This is a genomic window from Seonamhaeicola sp. (assembly GCF_028281565.1).
Taxonomy (GTDB): Bacteria; Bacteroidota; Bacteroidia; order Flavobacteriales; family Flavobacteriaceae; genus Seonamhaeicola.
Genome location: NZ_JANQJQ010000048.1, coordinates 36,264 through 60,346, shown reverse-complemented (window position 1 = coordinate 60,346; position 24,083 = coordinate 36,264). Strand labels below are relative to the sequence as shown.

At 37.0% G+C, this 24,083-nt stretch carries 23 protein-coding genes and 1 tRNA gene; 6 read left to right on the top strand and 18 right to left on the bottom strand.

Features of this window, described 5'->3' with window-relative positions; translation table 11 throughout:
• Nucleotides 1–195 precede the first annotated feature (195 nt).
• A tRNA-Ser gene (locus tag Q0983_RS20800) sits at nucleotides 196–280 on the bottom strand.
• A gap of 159 nt (nucleotides 281–439) precedes the next feature.
• Between Q0983_RS20800 and Q0983_RS20795 the strand changes: the two genes are divergently transcribed.
• From Q0983_RS20795 to Q0983_RS20785, 3 genes are all read left to right on the top strand, one after another.
• The gene (locus Q0983_RS20795) at nucleotides 440–1,069 is read left to right on the top strand and encodes an NAD(P)H-dependent oxidoreductase (protein WP_299557238.1); all 630 of its coding nucleotides are present in this window, start codon (nucleotides 440–442) and stop codon (nucleotides 1,067–1,069) included.
• A gap of 187 nt (nucleotides 1,070–1,256) precedes the next feature.
• On the top strand, nucleotides 1,257–2,456 hold the full coding sequence (locus Q0983_RS20790) for a DegT/DnrJ/EryC1/StrS family aminotransferase (RefSeq protein WP_299557236.1): 1,200 nt from the start codon (nucleotides 1,257–1,259) through the stop codon (nucleotides 2,454–2,456).
• Nucleotides 2,457–2,747: 291 nt separating this feature from the next.
• Nucleotides 2,748–3,848, top strand: coding sequence for a T9SS type A sorting domain-containing protein (locus tag Q0983_RS20785; protein WP_299557235.1), 1,101 nt, complete (start codon nucleotides 2,748–2,750; stop codon nucleotides 3,846–3,848).
• Nucleotides 3,849–3,909: 61 nt separating this feature from the next.
• Here the strand turns inward: Q0983_RS20785 and ribB are convergent, their stop codons facing one another.
• The 6 genes from ribB to tpx all read right to left on the bottom strand — a co-directional run bounded on the left by ribB (nucleotide 3,910) and on the right by tpx (nucleotide 11,122).
• Nucleotides 3,910–5,058 carry a 3,4-dihydroxy-2-butanone-4-phosphate synthase gene (gene ribB / locus Q0983_RS20780; RefSeq protein WP_299557233.1) on the bottom strand — a complete coding sequence of 383 codons (1,149 nt, stop codon included), beginning with the start codon at nucleotides 5,056–5,058 and terminating at the stop codon, nucleotides 3,910–3,912.
• A 32-nt stretch (nucleotides 5,059–5,090) separates the two neighbouring features.
• Nucleotides 5,091–7,070 carry an LptF/LptG family permease gene (locus Q0983_RS20775; RefSeq protein ID WP_299557230.1) on the bottom strand — a complete coding sequence of 660 codons (1,980 nt, stop codon included), beginning with the start codon at nucleotides 7,068–7,070 and terminating at the stop codon, nucleotides 5,091–5,093.
• Nucleotides 7,071–7,079: 9 nt separating this feature from the next.
• On the bottom strand, nucleotides 7,080–7,727 hold the full coding sequence (locus Q0983_RS20770) for an outer membrane lipoprotein carrier protein LolA (RefSeq protein ID WP_299557228.1): 648 nt from the start codon (nucleotides 7,725–7,727) through the stop codon (nucleotides 7,080–7,082).
• A gap of 5 nt (nucleotides 7,728–7,732) precedes the next feature.
• Nucleotides 7,733–10,102, bottom strand: a complete 2,370-nt coding sequence (locus Q0983_RS20765; protein ID WP_299557226.1) for a DNA translocase FtsK — start codon at nucleotides 10,100–10,102, stop codon at nucleotides 7,733–7,735.
• Nucleotides 10,103–10,246: 144 nt separating this feature from the next.
• Entirely contained in the window at nucleotides 10,247–10,615 is a 369-nt protein-coding gene (locus Q0983_RS20760) for a diacylglycerol kinase family protein (RefSeq protein ID WP_299557224.1), read from the bottom strand.
• Nucleotides 10,616–10,621: 6 nt separating this feature from the next.
• Nucleotides 10,622–11,122: a thiol peroxidase gene (gene tpx / locus Q0983_RS20755; protein WP_299557222.1), complete on the bottom strand. Its 501-nt coding sequence runs from the start codon at nucleotides 11,120–11,122 to the stop codon at nucleotides 10,622–10,624.
• Nucleotides 11,123–11,678: 556 nt separating this feature from the next.
• Here tpx and katG point away from each other — a divergent pair.
• Nucleotides 11,679–13,871: a catalase/peroxidase HPI gene (gene katG / locus Q0983_RS20750; RefSeq protein WP_299557220.1), complete on the top strand. Its 2,193-nt coding sequence runs from the start codon at nucleotides 11,679–11,681 to the stop codon at nucleotides 13,869–13,871.
• 399 nt (nucleotides 13,872–14,270) lie between these two features.
• Nucleotides 14,271–14,717, top strand: coding sequence for an ankyrin repeat domain-containing protein (locus Q0983_RS20745; RefSeq protein WP_299557218.1), 447 nt, complete (start codon nucleotides 14,271–14,273; stop codon nucleotides 14,715–14,717).
• Between the two features lie 242 nt (nucleotides 14,718–14,959).
• On the opposite strand, the gene Q0983_RS20740 is transcribed toward Q0983_RS20745, so the two are convergent.
• The 6 genes from Q0983_RS20740 to Q0983_RS20715 form a co-directional block, all read right to left on the bottom strand.
• Entirely contained in the window at nucleotides 14,960–15,736 is a 777-nt protein-coding gene (locus Q0983_RS20740) for a tetratricopeptide repeat protein (protein ID WP_299557216.1), read from the bottom strand.
• A complete protein-coding gene (locus Q0983_RS20735; protein ID WP_299557214.1) occupies nucleotides 15,729–16,274 on the bottom strand; it encodes a hypothetical protein in 546 nt (181 codons plus the stop codon). The genes Q0983_RS20740 and Q0983_RS20735 overlap by 8 nt, the downstream gene beginning before the upstream one ends.
• A 107-nt stretch (nucleotides 16,275–16,381) precedes the next feature.
• Nucleotides 16,382–16,975: a hypothetical protein gene (locus Q0983_RS20730; protein ID WP_299557212.1), complete on the bottom strand. Its 594-nt coding sequence runs from the start codon at nucleotides 16,973–16,975 to the stop codon at nucleotides 16,382–16,384.
• Nucleotides 16,976–17,062: 87 nt separating this feature from the next.
• Complete coding sequence (locus tag Q0983_RS20725) at nucleotides 17,063–17,440, bottom strand: DUF2200 domain-containing protein (protein WP_299557210.1); 378 nt, start codon at nucleotides 17,438–17,440, stop codon at nucleotides 17,063–17,065.
• Between the two features lie 2 nt (nucleotides 17,441–17,442).
• Nucleotides 17,443–17,922 carry a hypothetical protein gene (locus tag Q0983_RS20720; RefSeq protein WP_299557208.1) on the bottom strand — a complete coding sequence of 160 codons (480 nt, stop codon included), beginning with the start codon at nucleotides 17,920–17,922 and terminating at the stop codon, nucleotides 17,443–17,445.
• Between the two features lie 139 nt (nucleotides 17,923–18,061).
• Complete coding sequence (locus tag Q0983_RS20715) at nucleotides 18,062–18,580, bottom strand: hypothetical protein (RefSeq protein ID WP_299557206.1); 519 nt, start codon at nucleotides 18,578–18,580, stop codon at nucleotides 18,062–18,064.
• A gap of 345 nt (nucleotides 18,581–18,925) precedes the next feature.
• Here Q0983_RS20715 and Q0983_RS20710 point away from each other — a divergent pair, with 345 nt between their 5' ends.
• Entirely contained in the window at nucleotides 18,926–19,285 is a 360-nt protein-coding gene (locus Q0983_RS20710; RefSeq protein WP_299557204.1) for a hypothetical protein, read from the top strand.
• Between the two features lie 136 nt (nucleotides 19,286–19,421).
• On the opposite strand, the gene Q0983_RS20705 is transcribed toward Q0983_RS20710, so the two are convergent.
• The 5 genes from Q0983_RS20705 to Q0983_RS20685 all read right to left on the bottom strand — a co-directional run bounded on the left by Q0983_RS20705 (nucleotide 19,422) and on the right by Q0983_RS20685 (nucleotide 23,954).
• Entirely contained in the window at nucleotides 19,422–19,778 is a 357-nt protein-coding gene (locus tag Q0983_RS20705; protein ID WP_299557203.1) for a helix-turn-helix domain-containing protein, read from the bottom strand.
• A gap of 2 nt (nucleotides 19,779–19,780) precedes the next feature.
• The gene (locus Q0983_RS20700) at nucleotides 19,781–20,074 is read right to left on the bottom strand and encodes a type II toxin-antitoxin system HigB family toxin (RefSeq protein ID WP_299557201.1); all 294 of its coding nucleotides are present in this window, start codon (nucleotides 20,072–20,074) and stop codon (nucleotides 19,781–19,783) included.
• 421 nt (nucleotides 20,075–20,495) lie between these two features.
• Nucleotides 20,496–20,939: a hypothetical protein gene (locus Q0983_RS20695; RefSeq protein WP_299557199.1), complete on the bottom strand. Its 444-nt coding sequence runs from the start codon at nucleotides 20,937–20,939 to the stop codon at nucleotides 20,496–20,498.
• Nucleotides 20,940–21,549: 610 nt separating this feature from the next.
• Nucleotides 21,550–21,906 (bottom strand): hypothetical protein, encoded by a 357-nt coding sequence (locus Q0983_RS20690; protein ID WP_299557197.1) that lies wholly within the window; start codon nucleotides 21,904–21,906, stop codon nucleotides 21,550–21,552.
• 221 nt (nucleotides 21,907–22,127) lie between these two features.
• Nucleotides 22,128–23,954: a pyruvate kinase gene (locus tag Q0983_RS20685; RefSeq protein ID WP_299557195.1), complete on the bottom strand. Its 1,827-nt coding sequence runs from the start codon at nucleotides 23,952–23,954 to the stop codon at nucleotides 22,128–22,130.
• Between the last annotated feature and the right edge of the window lie 129 nt (nucleotides 23,955–24,083).

Here is a 24,083-nt window from a genome sequence, read left to right as displayed (position 1 = left end):
TGTTGTAGGTTTCCTTTTGCGGAGAAAGAGGGATTATTTTAAATGATCCCTACTAACTCCACACCTTACAATAAAGCTCAAAATTGCCTGAGCAATTTTAGACTTCTTTATTTCAAAACATTTACCCGAACGCAGTTCGGGACAGTATAAAACAAAAAAGCCCAATATCCAAAGGATATTGAGCTTTGCTCTAAGCGGAGAAAGAGGGATTCGAACCCCCGGAGGTGTGACCCTCAACAGTTTTCAAGACTGCCGCATTCGACCACTCTGCCATTTCTCCGATTGCGGGTGCAAATATAAAATCCTTTTTCTTTTCTTTCAAATAAAACCTTAACTTTTTGAAAAATAATTTTGCCCTATGCCGTTATTAATTCAATTTATTTTATAATTGTGCCATATTGGAATTTCAAATAGTACATTTGCAGAAATCTAAATTTAAATGGACATTATTGATAAGTTGAAGTGGCGTTATGCTACCAAAAAATTTGATATTACTAAAAAGCTTTCCACCAAACAACTGGATGTTTTAAAAGAAGCCTTTAATTTAACAGCTACTTCCTACGGATTGCAAACCATTAAACTAGTTGTAATTGAAAATAGAGATTTAAAAGCATCATTGGTTGAGCATACGTTTAATCAGAATCAGGTACTCGAAGCGTCCCATTTGTTGGTAATCTGTATACAGGAACATGTGCTGGAAAATGATGTGAATGATTTTTTTAAGAACATTGTAGATATTCGTAACACCTCCGAAGAAATATTGGAACCTTACCGTCTGAACCTTATTAAGACCTTAGGTGATATGACGGTCAAAGAGCAGCAACAATGGTCCAAAAACCAAGCCTATATAGCCCTGGGGAATTTAATGACGGTTTGTGCGGTTGAAGATATAGACGCCTGCCCCATGGAGGGGTTTGATCCAAAAGCATATGATGACATTCTTAAACTTCATGAAAAAGGCTTGAGATCAGTCTTATTATTACCGGTGGGATACAGGGCGGAGGACGATATGTTTGCCGATTTCGAAAAGGTCAGGATGAAAGTTGAAGAAACGGTTATAGAACTATAAATTATTTGGGCGTTACCCTTCGGGTCGGGCTTTACTCATGTTTTAATATCTTATACTAAGGTATTCGTGAATATAAATATTACAGCAGTCACTTCCCGATTTTTACATCGGGAGAGTTTCAACAAACTTGTGCTGAGCAGTGTCGAAGTACGCCTCAATCCCTAACGCAAAACAAAAAAAGCAAATTATGCCAGGATTTGAATTATTTGGTGATTTAGAAAGAGAACAAGTCAATGATGTTTTAGATAACGGTGTGTTAATGCGCTATGGCTTTGACAGTATACGCAAGGGCCATTGGAAAGCCAAAGAACTGGAAGCTGCTTTAGAAGATACCTTTCAGACGAAATATGTACAATTAGTGTCCAGCGGTACAGCAGCAGTATCGGTGGCCTTGGCTGTGGCCGGCGTAGGAGCAGGAGATGAGGTTATCATGCCAACCTTTACGTTTGTTGCCAGTTTTGAGGCCATTATGGCCTTAGGAGCTATCCCGGTTTTGGTAGATATTGATGATACGTTAGCGCTTAGTCCTGAAGCTGTAGAAGCTGCAATTACACCTAAGACCAAAGCGGTTATGGTAGTGCAAATGTGTGGTAGTATGGGCGATATGAGTGTCTTACAGGCTATTTGCAAAAAGCATGAGCTGTTATTGGTAGAAGATGCCTGTCAGGCCATTGGGGGAACTTACAACGGAAAACCTTTAGGGAGTATTGGTGATTTAGGATGTTTTTCCTTTGATTTTGTAAAAACCATTACCTGTGGAGAAGGGGGTGCGGTAATCACCAACAATAAGGAATATTATATTAATGCGGACCATTTTAGTGACCACGGACACGATCATATTGGAAAGGATAGGGGAGCAGAGACGCATCCGTTTTTAGGCTATAATTTTAGAATTTCAGAACTGCATGCGGCCGTAGGTTTGGCCCAAGTGAAACGTTTACCGGAATTCATTGATATCCAAAGGAAAAATTTCAATACCCTTAGAGACGCTTTATCTGAAATTCCCGAAGTCACATTCAGAACCGTACCGGAAGGAGGCGAGGAGAGTGGTGCCTTTTTAAATTTCTTTTTACCGGATCTGGAAACAGCCAGGAACGTAATAGAAGGTTTTAAAAAAGGCGGCGTAGATGCTTGTTGGAATTATTACGATAACAACTGGCATTATGTTCGTAAATGGGAACATTTAAAAGAACTGAAGTCCTTATTTCCAATAACCAAAGAAGTCAAAGAAGGATTAAAATACCTGGAGACTAAGACTTTTGAAGCTTCAGACCACTATATAGGCAGAAATATATCTTGTTTAATAAAACTTTCTTGGACAGAAAAAGAAGTTAAAGAAAGAGCTTTAAAAATGATGAAAATCATTGAAAAATCACTAAAAAGCTAGGTAAGACTCTAATGCCTATAAGCGTAGGTTCCAAACAAATTAAATATGTTTGGTCATCATAAGCATCTATTTTTGGATGCTATTTTTGTTTCTTTTGGCTTATAGGTAAAAAAGCCTTAAATAAAGGTAAAACTATATTTTATCATTTAATTTAAATGTGATTTTATTAAAATATTATTATCATAACTCTCGCCAAAACTGTCCATTGAGATTTAAAAGGTCTGAGTTTAACTTATGACATTTTTAATTTGCTACGTTATTATTTATATAAACCACCTAAAGATATAAATAATGAAACTGCATCTTCGTTTTTCAGCAATTATCATAATTTTTTTAACCTTCTTTTCAAGTTTTTCTCAAACTACTTACCGGGTTGATGAAAGAAGAATTTATTCTTGGAATGGTACGCCTGATTGGAAACACGATATTACCGAACAATATACTTATGTAAATGGAGGAAATAAAGCGACTAAAATAGTAGCAACATCAATTTCAACCATGCTACAAGTATACCAACACATTAAAAGCTATAATTCAAATAATGATATCATCTTAGATTTAAAGCAAACTTGGGATGGATCTCAATGGGTTAATGATTCGCAAGATACTTATACCTATTATGCAGGCACTAGCAATATAAAAGATATTACTACTTTTAGTTTTCATCAAGGATTTGATGTTTCTAAAGTATTATATGAATATTCTGGAACAGATATCACTAAAATAACCTTTCAGGACGGGAGCTCTGGAACTTTAATTAATTATGAAAAGTTTGAATACACGTATAACTCCCCGGGACAGCCAAACCAGGAACTTAAAAGTACATGGAATACTTCAATTAATTTGTGGGATATAGTAGAGAGATCTACAGCAACTTATGTAGGTGGTTTACGCACGGAACTTCTTGTTGAAAGTTATAACGGAAGCTCGTATGATTTATTTGAAAGATATCTATCTAGTTATTCTGGTTCGCTTGAAACGGAGTATCTTCAACAAAGTTGGAATGGATCAAGTTATGATAATTCTGATAGAGAGCTAAGTACTTACGACGGAAATGATAATAAAACAGTATACATTTTTGAAAACTGGAGTATGGGAGCATGGGTCCCCTACTATAAAGAGGAAAATGATTTTTCAGTTGCAGGACCTTTAAGTACTGAGTCTTTCAACAGTAAAAACATTAAAGTTTACCCTAATCCCGTTACAAATGTTTTAAATATATCATCTACTTCGGTTGTAGATAATGTGGAAATGTATAATGTTATGGGTGAAAAAGTTATGCAAACATCTGATGCAAAACAACTCAATTTATACAATTTAAAATCTGGTATTTATTTATTAAAAGTATTTAGCAATAATAGAAGTATAATTAAGAAAATTCTAGTAAAATAATTTTAAAGAAGCTATTAATAGAGCAAAAGGAAGTTAAATACAAAAGTATTTGCTTCCTTTTTTAATATTCAATGTATTCAACAATTTCCAAACCATAGCCAATTAAGCCAACACGTTTGGTTTGGGTTGAGTTAGAGATCAGTCTTAATTTGTGGATGTTCAGATCGTGCAGAATTTGGGCGCCAATACCAAAATCCCTGGCATCCATATTAATTCTTGGGGCTTTTACTACTTTATGATCCGCCTGATGTTCTTTTAAAAAAGACAATCGTTTTAAGATGTTCATCGATTGGGATTCCTGGTTTATAAAAATGATGGCCCCTTTGCCTTCTTTTTCTATAACCTTGAACATATTGTCTAATTTCCTGTCAGCATTATTGGTAAGCGTTCCTAAAATATCGTTGTTAACCAAAGTAGAATTTATTCTGGTGGCGATCTTTTCATTAGCTTTCCATTGTCCTTTTGTTAAGGCTATATGTACCTGATTGTTAGTAGTTTGTTTGTAAGCTCTTAATCTAAAACTTCCAAAACGGGTTTCAAGCTGAAAATCCTCTTTTTTCTCAATTAAAGAGTCGTGTTGCATGCGGTAGGCCACCAGGTCTTCAATGGAAACAATTTTCAGATCCAGCTTTTTTGCAACCTCAAACAGTTCCGGTAATCTGGCCATGCTACCATCTTCATTCATGATCTCCACAATAACACCGGCAGGTTGTAAGCCGGCTAACCTGGCAAAATCTATAGCAGCTTCGGTATGTCCGGTTCTTCTTAAAACACCACCTTCTTTAGCTACCAAAGGAAAAATATGCCCGGGACGCGCTAATTCAAAAGGTTTAGTGCCCGGATCAATTAGTGCTTTTATGGTTTTGGCCCGGTCGTTTGCCGAAATCCCTGTAGTAACGCCGCCACCTCTCAGGTCAACCGAAACAGTAAAAGCCGTTTCCATCGGGTCGGTGTTGTTTCTAACCATCATATCGAGCTCCAGTTCTTTACAACGATTTTCGGTAAGAGGCGCACAAATAAGGCCCCTGCCATGTGTGGCCATAAAGTTTATCATTTGTGGCGTTACTTTATCTGCAGCAGCAACAAAATCCCCTTCATTTTCCCTGTTTTCGTCATCAACCACAATGATCACTTTACCATTTCTAATATCATCAATAGCTTCGTGAATCGTATTTAATTTAAACGGTTTGGTTGCTGTATCTTTTGTCATAGTTTCGGCTATCATGGCTGCAAAGATATTGCTTATTTTAAAGATTCTAAACAATTAAGTCTTAACTCTTCCTTAATTTTCACTCTTAAGAACGGGTAAGCGATCATGTAAAACGGAATTCCAAGGATTGAGAGCAGTATGGCAAGTTTCTTTTGTTTTCCGATGTGCTTGTACAACCGGTGTAAGTTTATAGAGGATTTTATATAATACACTACAAAGAGGACAAGCGAAGTAATGCTTAACTGTATGGAGGCCGAAGCCAAATGTGGTAATTTGTTATTCCTGAAAACAAAGAACAGCACCAATAAGACCACGCCAACACTGTAAAGAATAATGGCGAATTTTGAGTGATCGTGATAATGATCAGCTATAGACTCCGAAGTATCAAACCTTTCATCAATAGCAATACCGTTTGCTCTCAACGCTTCTGTATCAATATCCCTGCTTTTAAGGACTTTTATAGCTTCAAAACGCACGTTTTCTTCATAACCCAGTGTGTCATAGTTTTTTATGATATCGAACAGTGCTTCATTTTGTAGTGAATTCAGGAACTTGTAATCAACGCTGTCTTTTTCTTTTATTTTGAAGATCTTTCTGAGGGGCTCGCTAATATTTCCAATCTCAAATAGCCCTCTGTCGGCTGTAGCTCTTCTGGTTAAATAAACACTTAAGGGTAGCATGATCAGGGTAGAAAACCAGCTTGCCAAAATAGGGCTGAAACTGCCGTTTTTGGCACTATTGGTGGCAAAGATCCCAATGAAGTGGTAGGTTAAAAACAAGAGAATAGCAATGACCATAGGTAAGCCTATACCACCTTTCCGGATCAAAGCCCCAAGAGGTGCGCCCACAAAGAATAAAATGACACAGGCAAAGCCCAGAGCAAATTTTTCATGCAATGAAATGTAATGCTTGTTTAACCATTCCTTGGATTTCTTCTGAGTTGTCTTTTTAGAGGCCAGTATTTGTTTGGCACTGGTAATGCCTCTTGCAGCGGCATCGGTCAATTCGTTTTTTCTTCGTGTGTTAAACAGGTCTAAAATAGCGCCGGTATAAACAGAATCAACCTTCTTTTCTTTAGCTTTTTGTGTTTTATTTAATGGTTTTGGCTTTGCAAGCACCGAGGAGCGCTGTAATAAGATCTTGGATAAAGATTTATGCTCTTCACTTTTTCTTTTTTCCAGGGAATCAATGGCTTTATTCAAACCGTTTACACTGAGCATGCTGTATTTGTTCGTATCAGATTGCTCATCCAGGTCAACATTATTCATTTTAGACAGATCAATGTTGATAATATATTTTTCAAACGTACTTTTAGCGAACGGCTTTCTTAATTTTTCCTTTGCCTTGGAAGGCGATACGTCGCTGTAATAATTACCGTCGTATAAGATCAATTTTAAAACATTGGAATCTTCCGCACTTGCCAATTCACCTGTTTTCGATTTAATGGTTGTGGCGTTTGTTCTGCCGTCAGACCCTTTTATATGAATGATCACATCTTCAAGGTATTGCCCCCGGTCTCCGCTTTTGTTCTCAACCTTGATGTTATAATTCATGATTTCATTGAACTGCCCTTCGGCAATAGCCATGGCCGGTTTTAGTTTGGCTATGTTTCGCCTTAAATTAAAGGAATTAAGTTCCGCCCAAGGAATCACATTGTTTGAAAAGAAAAAGGTGGTAATGGCAAGCCCCACAATAAAAACACTAAGCCCTGACATAGCCCGTTGCAATGAAATACCGGTAGATTTCATGGCGGCAAACTCATAGTTTTCGGCAAAATTCCCAAAAACCATAATGGAAGCGAGTAAGATGGTAAGCGGTAATACCAATGGTATAAGTTTTGGAAGGAAATACAACAGGAACTTACCTATTATTATAAGGTCTAAGTCTTTACCTGCCAATTCTTTAATATATAGCCAAAGGGTCTGTAAAATAAATATCAGTATGAGTATTAAAAACACACTGATAAAAGTTTTAAGGTATGCAGTTAGTATGTAACGGTCTAAAATTTTCACGAAAGCACCTTAGTCTAGTTTGTTGATGTAATAATCCTGGTATTTATTAGCATCAAAGGTAAATAAGGTTTTTGATATGGGCTGATCTGTTTTAAAAGAATTAACAGTTAAGGTAGTCTTGGCCCCGTTTTTTCCAATTTGAATTAAGTTGTAAATATGCTTGGTCTGAGCATCAATGCCCAACAGGATACTTTTTAATTCGGAGTTGGAATCTATAGGAATTAGCTTGACATACTGTATTTTTCTCCCTTTAATATTTTGCTGAATATCCAATTCATAGGTATAACCGTCTTCATAGAAGGATAACATTTTACTTGGAGTGATCGCATCTTCTTCGTCTTCCCCTTCTGTGGAAATGGTAACCTCCTCATCCTCGGGGCTTATAGTATAAAGTTTAGTACCATCAAAAAGGCGTGTGACACCAAGAATGTTCAATTTGTATTTTTCGCCCTGCATTATCACGTCGCCCCGGGTTTCCTGTTTGATGTTTTCTGAAATGTTCTCAAGAGTATATTTAAAATCTATTGAAATATTTTCATAAGCCTTCACTTTTTGAGACACCTCATCCAATAAGGCTTTTCCCTGATTTTGGGCAAATACAGGAACCGAAACGGTTAATATAAACAGGGTTACAATATGTTTTATTGTCATCGTCATAATAATTATTCATTTTCTAAATGGGCCTCTAAAGCTACCAGGTCCGGGATTAAAACCTGTCTGGCCTTACTGCCTTCAAACGGACCAACAATTCCGGCTGCTTCCAACTGATCTATCAATCGTCCGGCTCTGTTGTATCCTAATTTCAATTTTCTTTGTAACAGAGAAGCTGATCCTTGTTGTGCTGTCACAATAACCACGGCAGCTTCTTTAAACAGTTTATCTCTGTCCTCAATGTCTATATCAAGACCTGTGCCACTTTCTTCTCCAACATATTCCGGTAAAAGATAAGCGTCCGGATAGGCCTTTTGGGCACCTATATAGTCTGTGATCTTTTCAACCTCGGGCGTATCAACAAAAGCACATTGGATCCTGATCATATCATTGCCTTGCGTGAACAGCATGTCACCACGACCAATTAACTGGTCAGCTCCGGAGCCATCTAAAATGGTCCTGGAATCAATTTTAGAGGTCACCCTGAACGCAATTCTGGCAGGGAAGTTAGCTTTAATGATACCGGTAATCACATTCACGGACGGACGCTGGGTAGCAATGATCAAATGAATACCAATGGCACGGGCTAACTGAGCCAAACGGGCAATTGGGGTTTCCACCTCTTTACCAGCGGTCATGATCAGATCCGCAAACTCATCCACCACTAAAACAATGTATGGTAAAAACTGGTGGCCGTCATTCGGATTTAATTTTCTGGCTTTAAACTTGGCATTGTATTCGGCTATGTTCCTGCACATGGCATTCTTTAACAACTCATAACGGTTGTCCATTTCAATACAAAGCGAATTCAACGTGTTGATAACCTTGGTGTTATCCGTGATAATAGCTTCCTCGCTATCCGGTAATTTGGCTAAATAATGACGTTCAATTTTATTGTATAACGTCAACTCAACCTTTTTGGGGTCCACCAGAATAAACTTGACCTCAGCCGGATGCTTTTTATAGAGTAACGACGTTAAAACGGCATTCAGTCCAACCGATTTACCTTGCCCTGTTGCACCGGCCATAAGCAGGTGTGGCATTTTGGCAAGGTCTACCACAAACGTTTCATTACTAATGGTTTTTCCCAAAGCAATAGGTAATTGCATTTCGGCACCTTGAAATTTCTTAGCCGCAATTACAGAACGCATCGATACGATGGTGGCATTTTTATTGGGTACTTCAATACCAATAGTCCCTTTCCCCGGAATTGGGGCAATAATCCGGATCCCTAAGGCCGAAAGCGACAAGGCAATATCATCCTCCAGGTTTTTGATCTTTGAAATACGGATCCCGGCATCAGGAACGATCTCATAAAGGGTTACCGTTGGGCCAATAGTAGCCTTAATACTGGCAATGCCAATTTTATAATTGTTTAGCGTTTCAACAATGCGGTTTTTATTCTCTTCTAATTCCTCCTGGTTGATAGTGATCCCCTCGGTCTCATATTTTTTAAGAAGTTCTAAAGGCGGAAATTTATAATTGCTTAGTTCTAGGGTGGGATCGAACTGCCCAAAATCCTCAACCAGTTTATCGGCCAGGTTATCGGTTTCCGAAAGTTCTTCGGCAAACTTTTCAACTTCCATTTCAATATCAGGCTCTTCTTCAACCTTTTTCGGTTCAGGAGCTACGTCCTTTTTAATGTCTTTTACTTCGGGAGCAGTTTCAGTATTGTTCTCCAGAGGAATTTCAAAAGCCGTTTTAATGGCTTCGGCTTCATCCGATAAGTTATTGTCTACTATAACAACAGTATCGTCCTTTAGATCAGAGAACTCATCTTTAATATCTTTTTTCGCCGATTTAAAGAGTTTTAAAATATTATCAAAAGTAACTTTAAAACGAATGGCCAAATAGGTGATCAGTCCAAATAGTAATAGGAGCGAGGTACCTATTTTGCCCAGGTAATCCTGAAGAAAGGTATTGATCTCAAATCCAATAGTACCACCAAGGATATCATTGGTTTCAGCAAAAAAACCAAAAAATACGGATAACCAGATCACGGTCAAAGAACCCCAAAACCAATGTTTGCGTAACCGGGCCTTAGGAAGGTTCATTAAAACATAAACACCGGAAAGAAAAATGAGTCCGGAAAAAATGAACGAGGCCACTCCAAACCCTCTTTGAATAAAAAAGTCGCTTAACCAGGCGCCTGATTTACTTAACCAGTTTTCAGCCTTAGCTTCTCTGGATGAAAAATTTGAAAGCGTACTTTGGTCGGTCTCACCGGTAAAAAAGAAAGAAATAAAGGCAATACACAGAATAACACCGAAGATCACCAAAAAACTACCAAACACCAGTTTTTGCTGGCTGGATAGTTTAAAACTTGGAGCTTTAAGTCTTTTTTTAGTTGATTTTTTAGTTCTGGTTTTTCTCTTCGCCATTAATGCGCTCATGATTTAAGCAAAAATACAAATTACTAACATTAACGAAACTTTATTTTGAAAAATTGCAGAGCCATATGTCCAAAATGCGTAGTCGCGTTAATCCTGATGAAAATCGGGATCTTTTTAATAGCAGTTAATATTTTAAAAAATCTTGGGTAAGTATATAATGAGTCCGATGATTACGGCAAAAAAGGCAGCTATAAAAACGGCACCTGCAGAAATATCTTTTATGATACCGATTTTATTATGATGTTCCGGGTGAATAAAATCGGCCACAGCTTCAATGGCCGTATTAATACCTTCCACAGACATCACCAAAGCGATGGCCAAACATTGAAGTACCCATTCAGTGGCTGATATATTAAAAAAGAATCCTGCTATGGTCACCAAAATGGCTATCACCACCTGGATCTTAATACTGGCTTCGGTTTTAATGAGGTATAGGGCCCCTTTAAAAGCGTACCCGACACTCTTTAGCCTGTTGACCAGGAAGGATTCTTTTTTAGTCATAGTATCTTAATATAAAGCCTCTAATGCAGCTTTATAATTAGGCTCTTCCACCACTTCCTGAACTTGTTCGGTATGTAAAATTTTACCGTTTTCGTCAAGAACCACAATAGCACGGGCTAAAAGTCCTCGAATAGGGCCATCCACATAAGTCAGGTTATAAGTATCTCCAAAATTGCCATCTCTGAAGTCCGAAAGGTTTTCAACGTTTTCAATACCTTCTGCAGCACAGAATCTGCTCATGGCAAAAGGTAGATCTTTAGAAATATTCAGCACTTTGGTATTTTCCAGTTCACTGGCTTCCTGGTTAAACTGTCTGACAGAAGCGGCACAGGTACCGGTATCAATACTGTGAAAGATATTCATAATGACTCTGGAGCCTTTATAATCACTTAATGTTTTGTTTGATAAGTCGGCCGCTGCCAACTCAAAATCAGGTGCCTGACTTCCAACCTCGGGTAAGTCACCTTTTGAATGTATTGCTGTTCCTTTTAATGATAATGTTGCCATTTTTTTTATGTTTTAATTTCTGAAACTAAAATAAGAATAATTAATACGTTATGTTATAATTACAAATAATCTTTACGAAAATATTTTTGAGTATCCCGAAAGATTATTTACAGGTCGATCCTATTATGCATTTTGAATCAAAATAATATGTTGTGTCAGTGAAATGGCTAAATCAATTTAATTTGGAATACGTAAGTCATGTCGAACACAGGTGAGACATCGCATAATATGTTTTGCTTGGAATACTTGATCCTTATAATGAGATTTCTCCTAAGGTTTATCTTGAGCCCTTCGTCTTGGCTCATGACAGGCAAAGTCGAAAGGTCGAAATGACTTAGTAAATAAATTTAATATCGTAGGTCATGTCTAAATACTGAGTATTGCTTATCGAAATACAGATTTTACTCATTTTAATCAAAAGGCATAATGGGTAAATATCCATAAGTTTTATCAATCTCAATATAATTTATAAAAATGTTTTTTATGGTTTTATATTCAAACATTTACTAACTTTAGACTATTCACAAGACACTTTAAACAACTAAAAATAAATATCATGCACAGCACAGACAGCAACGACATTAGTAAGTGCCCATTCATGAGCGGCGCACAAAAACAACCAGCAGGCGGTGGTACCAAAAATCGCGATTGGTGGCCCAATGAATTAAAGCTTAATATTTTACGCCAACATGGCAAAAGCCCCAATCCGTTACATGCGGATTTTAACTATGCCGAAGCGTTCAACAGTATAGATTTCCCCACCTTAAAGCAGGAAGTGATTGATCTGATGACGGATTCCCAGGACTGGTGGCCGGCAGATTACGGGCATTACGGACCGTTTATGATCCGTATGGCGTGGCATAGTGCCGGAACCTATCGTGTAGGGGATGGCAGAGGTGGCGGTGCATCGGGAACCCAACGGTTTGCACCGTTGAACAGCTGGCCGGATAATGGCAACTTAGATAAAGCACGCTTATTGTTATGGCCGGTTAAAAAGAAATACGGTAAAAAATTATCCTGGGCAGATCTAATGATCCTGGCCGGAAATTGTGCCCTGGAGTCTATGGGTTTTAAAACCTTTGGATTTGCCGGCGGACGCGAAGATGTCTGGCAGCCTGAAGAAGATGTGTATTGGGGGTCGGAAACAGGCTGGTTAGATAATGATGACCGTTACGATACGAGTGATGGTGATTTGGAAGGCCACTTGGGTGCCGTACATATGGGATTGATCTATGTGAATCCTGAGGGGCCTAACGGTGTGCCGGATCCCATGAAATCGGCCCATGATATCAGAATTACTTTTGGGCGTATGGCTATGGATGATGAAGAAACGGTAGCCTTAGTTGCCGGAGGCCATACTTTTGGTAAGGCTCATGGTGCTGCAGATCCCGATAAGTATGTCGGGCCGGAGCCTCATGGCGCTTCCATTGAAGAAATGAGTACAGGTTGGAAGAACACCTATAATACAGGGGTTTTGGACGATGCCATTACCAGTGGTCTGGAAGGCCCCTGGACGCCGAACCCGACGCAGTGGGACCACGATTATTTTGACGTGTTGTTGAATTACGATTGGGAACTGACCCAAAGTCCGGCAGGGGCGCACCAATGGACCCCTAAAGATCCGGATGCCAGAAAGGCCCCGGCGGCCGGTGGTGACGGAACACAAGCTTTAATGATGTCTACTGCGGATATCGCCTTAAAGACCGATCCCAAGTATTTAGAGATCTCGCAACGGTTTCATAAAGATCACGAAGCCTTTGAAGATGCTTTTGCACGGGCCTGGTATAAATTAACGCATCGTGATATGGGGCCTATAGACCGTTATTTAGGGCCTGAAGTGCCTCAGGAAGAATTGATCTGGCAGGACCCGATCCCTAAAGTGGACTATACGTTGAGCGACGATGATATAGCACTATTGAAAAAGATGGTCCTGGCTTCAGGCTTGACCATTTCCCAATTGGTAAGGACAGCATGGGCGTCGGCTTCAACTTATAGAGATTCAGATAAGCGTGGCGGTGCCAATGGCGGACGGTTGCGTTTGGAACCTCAAAGAAGCTGGGAAGCTAATAATCCGGCCGATTTAGAAAACGTTTTAAGCGTGTTGGAAGGCATTCAAAATGCTTTTCAGGGCGATATATCCATGGCCGACCTGATTGTGCTGGCAGGTAATGCCGGGGTTGAAGAAGCTGCTAAAAATGCAGGGCACAATGTGGAAGTACCATTTTCACAAGGCAGAGGGGATGCGTCACAGGAGCAAACCGACCTGGAATCCTTCGCTTATTTAGAGCCTTTGGCAGATGGGTTTAGAAATTATATAAAAGCCGATCTAAAAGTTGCAGCAGAGGACCTGTTGGTAGACCGTGCCAATTTAATGAACCTGTCCATACCCGAAATGACGGCTTTGGTAGGAGGGATGCGTGTGTTGGGAGCCAATTATGATGGTTCTAACCATGGGGTGTTTACGGATAATGTAGGGCATTTAACCAGTGATTTCTTTACCAACATTTTAGATTTTGCATACACCTGGAGTGCCACGTCTGATGATGATACCATTTTTGAAGGGCGTGACAGACGAACAGGCATTGTGAAATTTACAGGAACACGTGCCGATCTAATCTTTGGGTCTAATACCGAGTTAAGAGCGGTGGCAGAAGTCTATGGCGCCGATGATGGTGAGTCACAGTTTATAGAAGATTTTGTAGCGGCCTGGGCCAAAGTGATGGACGCAGACCGGTTTGATTTAAGATAAAGTTTAGTTTTTTATTAGTTTTAGTTGTGAAATTGGGGTAGACACGAATAGTAAGTTTACCCCAATTTTATTAGTGAAACTCTGTTTTATACTGTATAATAAATACATTTAAAATAGTAAGTTGAACTAATCCCGATAAAAATCGGGATCTGGAGTTCCTACTGTTATACTGAGCCAACCTGTGCTGAGCCCGGTTGAAGTATCGAAGTGCTTAAGATGTGTTATACGGAATTTACTAAAGAATAACTCATGTCACTTCGAGTGTCACGCCTTTAAGCGTGATGTATCGAGAAGCCTCTAAAGACGATATTTTAAAAGGTTCTCGATACAATTCCGCTGAATCCCGATAACTATCGGGGCGGAATCACTCGAACTGACATAGATAATAAATTAAAGTATATGAACGACATAAATTTTTTCCTGGGCGCCGTACAGTCCGGTGACCCGGACCGTGTTGAAACCCTTTTAAAATTACACCCGGAACTGGTAAACGGTAAGGACCAGCGCGGATTTACACCCTTGATCTTTGCGGCCTATTTTGATAAACAGCATATTGTTGAACTACTTTTAAAATATAATGCCGAAGTAGATGCTACCGATGCTTCTGGGAATACCGCCCTTATTGGCGTAGCTTTTAAGGGTAATACGGGATTAGCAGGGTTATTGTTAAAACATGGTGCTGATGTCAATGCCCGAAATAACCAGGGTGTAACACCCTTAATTTTTGCCACCATGTATAACCAGATTAAAATGGTGGAACTCCTGCTAAAGCATAAGGCAGATACAGCTATTAAAGACCATGATGGTAAAAATGGCTTTGGATTATGCTCAGGAAAAAGGGTTTAAAGAGATATTAGAGCTGTTGAAGTGATTTAGTTGTTATCTGTGGTACGAGTTGCAAACTCGCACCAGCGTGGTGATATCTTAAAAGGACGTCATTGTGAGGAGCTTGCGACGTAACAATCTCATCCTTAATAGCTACAGATTCTCATGGTCGTACCTCCCTCAGAATGACAGCCTGGTTGGATCTTTGGCTTTTGTAATGGTATGAGTTACAAACTTTTACCAACAGGGCTATTGAGATGAATTTAGAGTTTATTTTGGTTATGGCCTTTTTTCCATTCCTGAACTCTTGATACAGCTTCATTCCATTCGTATTGTGAGAATGACTTCCTCAAAGTGTCAACTTCGTTTACATCCCAATGATTATGCTCTTTTGCTAATAAAAACCACTTGGCTGCTTCAATTTTATCAAGTGCTGCGAGACTTCCATCCAAATAATGTCTTCCTAAATAGATTTGTGCCATTCCATCATTTGAGTCACCTGCTTTTAATAAGTGGGAAAAAGCTTTTTGGTTATCTAATTTAGCCTCATCAGTATATAAATGGAATAAATGTAAATGAGCATCATTTACGCCGGATTCAACAGCCCTAGAAAGCCAAAATTCACTTTTGGTAAGGTCTTTTTTAAGTCCAAAAATATTCATTTTATAATCAAGTCCCAATAGCAATTGGGCTCTTGGATATCCAAGTTCGGCAGCTTTCATTAGGTTTTTAGAATATTGTTCCGGACTTTCCGGTACACCCCAGCCATGTTTCCACATCATTGCAATACCAAAATATGCTTCAGGTTTCCTAGTATCTCTTGCTGCTTTAAAACATCTGTTTACGGAAACAAAATCACTGGAAGCTAATTCCAGATATTCCAATGCCTTTCCTAAATTTCTTTCCACCTTTTCTCCAACAAAGTATGCTAAGCTCAGTTCAGCTTGAGCCATTTGATTCCCTGAGTCAGCTTCCGAAATTAACTCATTAATACTTAAATTGAGACTTTTGTACGTTGCGTTTTTCGGTTCCTTAGGCATTTTGCTGTAGCGCCTTTTTTTGTTCTTCTAACCAGGAAAGGGCAATAGTTCTGGTTTTATCTCTATAAAACTTTGTCCAGTTTGATTTTAATTTTTTGTTTTTAATTCCATGGGTCAGATACCCCATTTCCACACCAGGCTTTAATTCTTTTGTATAGTGATCAAACCCTTTAGTTTCAGTTGAATCGATCAGGCTGTTGAGATTTTCAATAAGCCTTTCTTTGAATTTAGGATTTGAGTCAATAAACATATTCATAATTTCGAACCTTTGTTCTTTGGTAAGTCTAGGAATAAGGATATGAGTATCATAGCCTTTTTCACTTGCAATTATGGCTTCTTTTATATCCCTTTCCGCCTCTTTGCCTAAGCCTGTTTCATATTCAGACTTACATTCGGATATCAAGTGATAGTCAAAAATATGGACACCAATTACTTTTAAATCCCTTTTTCTTAAATAAAACGTCTCATTCAATAAGGCAAAAGAATAGGCAAATGCAGAAATCAGGAATTCTATGTTAGTCTTTTGTACTTCCTTCATGAGTTAATGTGGTTACATCGGTTCATATAACCGTCCGTTACATGTTTTTATATTCTTTTTATTTATTATTGCTGGAATTGCGGTTATACATTATAGTAAAACGTTTTTTATTCAATTATATCTCCTTGATTCGGTTCGGCTATAACAAATGCCCAATTCACATATTCAGGCACATTGTGTTGCTTAAAATAGTCCTCTCCCAATCCAATTATTTGATTTCTGAAATCAATTATTTCCAGATTCAGTTCTTTGTCAATATGGAATTCAATTCCATTACTAAAATAAATAGGTTTGTATTTATCTGTTGTAAAAATATACCAACTATTAGACTCCAATAAAGATTTCCTATTTACAATTAACGTGTCAGAAGTCTCATTTTTTACATAAATCTCGAAAATATTTTCCTTAGATTTCTTCTCAAAATATTCCATCGTAGTAAGTCCGATTTTGTTCAGATCGATAGGGTTACTTTTAAGTATTTTTTTCTGTTTTGATTTTGATGTAAACAAATAGATGCAATATGGAAGAATTAAAGCAATTCCAATTGCTACTGGGTATAATCTGCTTAAATCATGATATACAGATGTATTCTGAAACCTGCCATTTCCACCAAACATTAACCACAGAATTATAAACCCAATTACAGCAAATCCAAATAATATTTTCGGTATTAAATTGGACAGTTTATTATTTGTGATCATTTGGTTATGCAGTAAGTTTTTAAATGTATTACAACGATTTGGCCAAACTGCGTTTCAATGCAGTTTAGGTTTTGTCAGCACCCGTTGCTACTTGCTTTCCTCACGCAAAATTTTCTCCATTTTACGACCTTTTGCCAATTCATCAATCAGCTTTTCCATACGCCTGCACTGTTTATACACTTCAAATTCATCTTCTATGTCTTCAATGCGATAACCACACACGACTCCTTTAATCATGTGTGCATTGGGATGTATTTTTGCTTTTTGAAAAAATGTTCTAAACGTTGCTTTTTCATCAATCAGTGCTTGTAATTTTTCTTCATCAAAACCGGTGAACCATTCAATTACCTGGTGGAATTCTTCCTTAGTCCTACCGTGCTTCTCCAGTCTGTTCCAGTAAAGCGGGTAGATAGATGCAAAGATCATATTCGCAACTTTTTCATTTTTTTCGGCTGTAACTTTCATTTTTATTCAGTTTTACTGTTTTCGATCATCTTAACTTGTTCATTGAACCAAGGATTTGTCAACTCAATTGCTTTATTCACATAGTTTGCAATCGGTACAGGTGGTCCCATTGATTCAGAACCATAAATATATCGAACTCCTTTTGTTTCTTTTCCATCTGAAAGTGTAATTTCCAACATACAGGTTTTTCCTTTCTTATCAGGATAATCATAAACCCGGTTTAGCAAAGCTTGGAAATCGGATGTTACGGTGCTTGTCAACTTCGGCAACAAACTATCGTTTTGAATTCCTATATAAAAGCTGTTATCAATTTCTTCTGTCCCACTGCCTTTTCGGTTTATTGTTCCGTCTTTATGAAGTAAAATCACTAAGGAAGGTTCGTTATCAATATTCAGTTCAATAGTTGTTGATTCGTAATTATTTATGAGGTCCTTATCGTTTTTTTCCGATTTATTTTTTCCGCATCCAAAAAATGAAAACATAATTATCAATATTAAAATTCGGTTCATAGAATGTTCTTCTTAAATGTTTACCATCGGCCTCGTATAACCGCCAGTTAAGAGTTAAAATTTAATGTTTGTCGGTTTAGAATCGTGGTTATGCATTGTTGTGAGTATGGCTTTATTCATTTTTATTGTCAAGGCTTTCTAAAAACTTAATAGGGTCTTTCAAAAAACTATGGGCGTCTGAATTACGAATGCTGTTTTTAATTTCCTCAAAATCAGCTTTCATTAATTTTCCTTTTCTGTCCATAAACATCCAGTCATTTTCTTTTCCCAATTCGATTATATTTTTTAGGAAGGTAAATCCTTTTTCTCTTAAATCCGCTCTAAAGGAAAAATGGGTTATTGCCTTAGATTTTTTATCCAATGACATAAAAGCATCATTGTCCAACGTTTCCGTATATGTTTTCCAATTATAACTTGTTTCACTATTTCCCCAATCGGCTCTCTCAACAATTGAATCAATTTTTGGTATTATGTCATTTGCTTTTTTGTCAATTTCTTTCCAATATAATTCAGCATCTGATTCAAAAAAACCAGTTTCTATACTAATTCCGATTTCGTTTGGAATCGAATCGTGTTTTTTTAGAATTCCTTCTTCAGGAACGACTGCTAAATAATATTGATAAATGGCCATTCGTTTTTGGTTTCTACAGTTGATACACAACGGTTAGCTATGGTTTGTTGCGCAGTACACTTAATTGATTTTCAACAATAACCAAATATAACAAAGTTGCAAGGATTTTCCGATAGGAAAACCGGAAGGAATGCATTAAGTTTTTGTTAAGCATGGTTTATTTTCTTACATTTGTGACGCGAACTTTATTAAAATTACTACTAATGGTGCTATTAGCATTTATTCGGTTTAAAAGAAAAATTTTGGAGAGGCATACGGGTGCAAGTCCCGAGACCAATTTAAAGCACCGCTTTGATGAAGTTCGCAGTGACCTCTCCTCTTTTTATTAACTTAATCCATTTCATTATGCGAACTTCAAATGGTCCATTGGTATGCATCGCCGATAATCTGGTGCAGACCCCTTACGGTTTATTTATAACCGAAGTAAAAAAGGGAGAACCACTTTCTCCAAAACAAATCCGATTTTTAGAGCACATTAGCTATGTATTTGACAGGTCAAAACGGCTTTATTTCACCACCGCTCCTGAAAAAGAATTTGTAGATAACCTCAAACTTCATGGTATTGAGGAGGTCATTACCTCTTTAAAGAAAATTCATGACCTCGCTTTGTATAACACAAACGTGTGTTTTAATACCGATGAGAAACAGGCCCTTTTTAATTTAAAGCTCCTGTGGGAAGGGTTGGAGCAGGTGGCAACCTCTTAAAATTTATAGAGGACTACCTGGTGTTGGTAGTCCTCTGTAATTTTAGTATTTGGATTTGATAGTTTCGAAGAGCTAGGGGTATGGTACGAGTTACAAACTCGCACCAGCGGCGGGCTTTGATAGCCACTGACTTTTCTTAATAATCCTGGACCAAAACTTCAGTCGGAATGTGAAGTGTTGTGTTCAACTTTCTAATCATATCCAAAGTCAGTTTGCGCTTTTTGTTCAAAATTTCACTTACTCTACTTTTAAATCCGACAATTTCTGCTAAATCCTTTTGTTTCATTCCCATCTGTTCCATTCGGAATTTTATGGCCTCAATTGGGTCTGGCATTCCAATTGGAAAGTTCTCGTTTTCGTATCTATCAATCAAGATCGATAGGATTTCCAATTCGTCTCCTTGTTCAGTTCCTTTTTTTGCATCAAAAATTACCTCAAGTCGGTTGAGGGCATTTTGATAATCTTTTTCATTTCTAATAGGTGTTATTTTCATAATCAGATATTATTTGCGTCAATTTTGTCATATTCTGCGTGAGTCCCAATAAACCTTATCCAGCAAATTTGATATTCAAGGTTGAATTTTACAATAAGGCGATACGTATTGCCTTTTATATTGTAAACAATTCGGTTGTCTTTTAGAATGCTTGCACTTGGATAATCATTCTTTAATTTATTTATATTTTTCCATTCAGATTTTTCGGTTTCTCTGTACCATGATTTTAATTGCTCTTCACAGTCAGCATGTTTTTCCCAAAAATCTCGCAAAGTTCGTTTAGCAATTACTCTCACATTATACTTGTTTGTCGCAAATATAATAAAAAAGTTACCAAATTGGTAATTTTCTTTTTTTTCAGCTTGTTGCCAACGGTTAGGAAAGAGTTACAAACTAGTGGCAGCGACGTTTGTAGTTTAAGGAGGTTATTGGGGCATTTAGGTGATTTTGAGCCTTATATTAAATGTTATGGTACGAGTTACAAACTCGCACCAGCGGATATTTTAAAAGGACGTCATTGTGAGGAGCTTGCGACGAAACAATCTCATCCTTAATAGTTACAGATTCTCACGGTCGTACCTCCCTCAGCATGATGGCTTAATTAAGTGTTTGCTCTTTGTGTTAATAAAATGAGTTACAAACTCGCACCAGCCGGGGGTTTATGCTTATCCAGCTATTTTTATATGCGTTGCTAGCAGCTTTGCATTTCGGTCTCAATTAATGTTCAGGAACAGGTATCTTCTTGAACACTACAAATACCGCGCTATAGATGATAACCATTTGTCCTATGTACTCACCAAGCCAATAAGGGGTAACACGCTGCCTGTCTATTGTCATGGCCGAAGTAGATTCATTAAACCAGCCTTCATAATCGGCTCTAAGATCATCATATTCTCGTTGAGAGGCTTCTTTACATTTGGTGGCTATAGCCAAGTTCTCTTTGAGTTGATGATACAATTCCAGGGAAATTTCGGAATCTAAATTTATGTATGCCTCTATCTCTGCTTCCGCTTTTTTTATATCGTTATTACAGTCGGCTATTCTGGCTAAGAGCAGTCGCATACGGGCTGCGTCGGGGTTAGCATAGCTTTGTGCAATAAGTTTGGAAGGAACTATAGTTCCTAGTAAGAGAAAGGCCAGTAAGACTATTTTAATTTTCATGATAATGAAGTTTTATTGTTCACTTTAAATATCTGGCGATAAGATGGTTAAATCAATCGCCCATATGGAGTATTTATGTATTATTTCATAGTTGGGTTTATAATGTTTACAACGTTCTGTGTATGATTTCGTTGTGGATAAATCCGTGGTTCCTGAGCTTGTCGAAGGGCAGGATTATTCCGCTGTAGAAATCATCCGCTGATTGATACTTTTATTTTGGTGTGGCACTAAACCACAATGATTTATAACCATTGTTGGCTACAGTTTTTATTCTTAATCTCCTGCTCCCTCTGGGTTTGGATTAGTTTGAGATTTGATAGTTTCGAAGTTGCATTTGTCTGTCTTTGGTAGAAACTTAGAGGAAGCTGAGTTGAATCTTTGGTTTTTGTATGAATGGTACGAGTTACAAACTCGCACAAGCAGAGGATATCTTAAAAGGACGTCATTGTGAGGAGCTTGCGACGTAACAATCTCATCCTTAATAGCTACAGATTCTCACGGTCGTCCCTCCCTCAGCATGACGGTTTAATTGAGTGTTTGCTCTTTGTGTTAATAGTATGGATTATAAACTCGCCCAGGCGGGGGTTTATACACCTTATTGTAGCACGTTTTATTCCTTATATAGTTCTGTCTTGTCTATAAAACCAAATTTTTGAAGTAATCCAAAAGCAATCACTAAACCAATGATGGAGGCCATGACATCATAAATATCGAATACGTTATTCCCACCTATATTGTGCCATTTGTATTCTTGAGAAATACCATAAACGCCGGCTATTCCAACTGCTGCTAAATGGATATAAGTGTCTTTAAGGGCTCTCAGTCGTTGGTTAAAATATGGTCTCAATTGAAATAATAGTCCTGTCAACAATAGCGTTCCTATTATGGCTTCAGCTAAATTCGGAACCGATAAGACGAATATTTTGAAAACATTGGGTAGATCCTTTTCTAAAACCCACGGCCTCAAATAAAACTTGTTTAGAAAGAAAACCAAAATTGTTATTACGAACAGGTATCTAATATATTTTTTTATCGGTATTTCTTTCATTTTCTTAATGAGCTAAAAGGTTAAGTTGCGCTTGCTAGCGTTTATATTATGGTGCTAGTTACAAACTCGCGTTAGCGGGGAGATTTAAATCGCTATTTTTTATATGCGTTGTTAGCGGTTCAGTATTATTGTTCAAAAAATCAAAAGAAAAGATTATTGCCGATATCTATTATTCTAATAATTTTTTCTACTATTTCAGTTGGTAAATTTAGAACATCATACCAGTCTTTAATATTTTTGGCTTTATCAAAAAATGATTTGATTTTAGATATTGATTTTTTCTTTTTATTATCATTACCATCTCTCTCAGCTTTTTCTAAATTCTTAATTGCAATTAAAGAATTTTTGAAATTATTCTGCCATTCTTTGTTTTTACCAGTCAATTTTTGTATTTCACTCAATAAAGTCTTTAATTCATTGAATTCAGTGTTATCCCTATATGTTGTGTTGATTTCGTGAATGGTGATTTTTTTTCGTTTAACTTTTTTTTCGAGATTTATTTTATTGTTGAATTTAAGCTTCCGAGGTGTTGAAAAATTAGATATTGCCTTTTGTAATGGAGGAATAATTTCTTTTTTTAAATATTTTAACTCAATTTCCTTTGTTTCTAATTTAAACCTTAGATTACTCAATTCATTCTTTAGAATAGAAATGAATAATTCTCGCTCAAATTGGGATACATTTTTCTTTTCAAATTCTATCGAAATATTTTCTATGTTTTTTTGAGTGAAGGATATGTATTCATTAAAGTAGTTTTCCCATTTATTATTTTCATCAGTTTTAATGAAATTCAAAAGTATTCCATTCTCAAATTGTGTTGCATTTAATTGAACTTCAGAGTTTTTTGAAATTTCAATAAAATCATTAAATAAGTTTAAATATTGAATTAAAAAAGTTCGTATTGATTTTGGTGCTCTTAATTTAATATTTACACCAAACTTTTTTTCGTAGTTTTTACTTCTAAAAATTATTTCTTTTAGTGCCTTGACAGTTTCAAGTGGAAATTGTCCAACAGAAGTTTCCCCAGATAAAACAATACCATTCACCCCACCTAAAATTAAGTTAGATATATAGCTAGCTTCAAGACGAGATGGTTTTTTTGATACTATCATATTCTCAACTATACCTCCACTAAAAAAAACTGTTTTATCAGCATTGTTGCATTTTTCGATTAATGTCCTTTCAAGAATAGGGATTTCAGAAAATGATCCATTTATACTTAAATCAACTGAAGAAATTATAAGAGTATCTATAACTTCAATAATCGAGTCAACATTTTCTAATAAATTAAGATGCTCTATTTTAACAACCAACTTAGTATTTGGACTATTTAATTTAATAAAGCTTCTCAATTCATTTACTTCATCTATATTTTTATTATTATTAATCAATGGAATCGAAAGCCAATCGAATTCATTTTTTAAAGCGAACTCTAAATCTTTCCAATCTTTTTTTGTAATAGAAGGGAGTGAGGATATTGTATTGGGGAGATATACGCCTTTTTTGGATCTCAATGGCCCTCCTTGAATTACTCTTGTTTTTACTGTATTTTTGTAGTTTGTTTCTTCTACCCTAAAAATAAGTCTCCCATCATCGATTAGTATTAGTTCGCCAACTTTTACATCTTTTGCAAAGTTTATATAATTAATGGAAACTTTTTCAGAGTTTCCAATTATATCCTGATTTGTGAATATAAAATTAGCTCCAGCTTTTACGGTACAATCATTACCTACAATTCCAATTCTTAGTTTTGGACCTTGTAACGCACCTAAAATTGTAACAGAAGCTCCATATTTTTCATTAATGTCCTTAATAATCTCTAATCTACTAATTACATCTTGGTAGTTAGCATAAGAAAAATTAATTTTAAAAATATTGACACCTGCTTTTATAAGTTCATTAATTTGTTCGAATGAGCTTATAGCCGGACCAAGAGTTGCGATAATTTGAATTTCTTTATTCAACATTCCTAAATTTGCTTTATACATTGATTATTACCGTATTCAGATTCTTAGTTTGGAATACTGACCGCTAACGGTCTAGACTATGAGTAGTTGCGTGGTTTAACACTCAACTTTGCAAGTACACACCAAGCT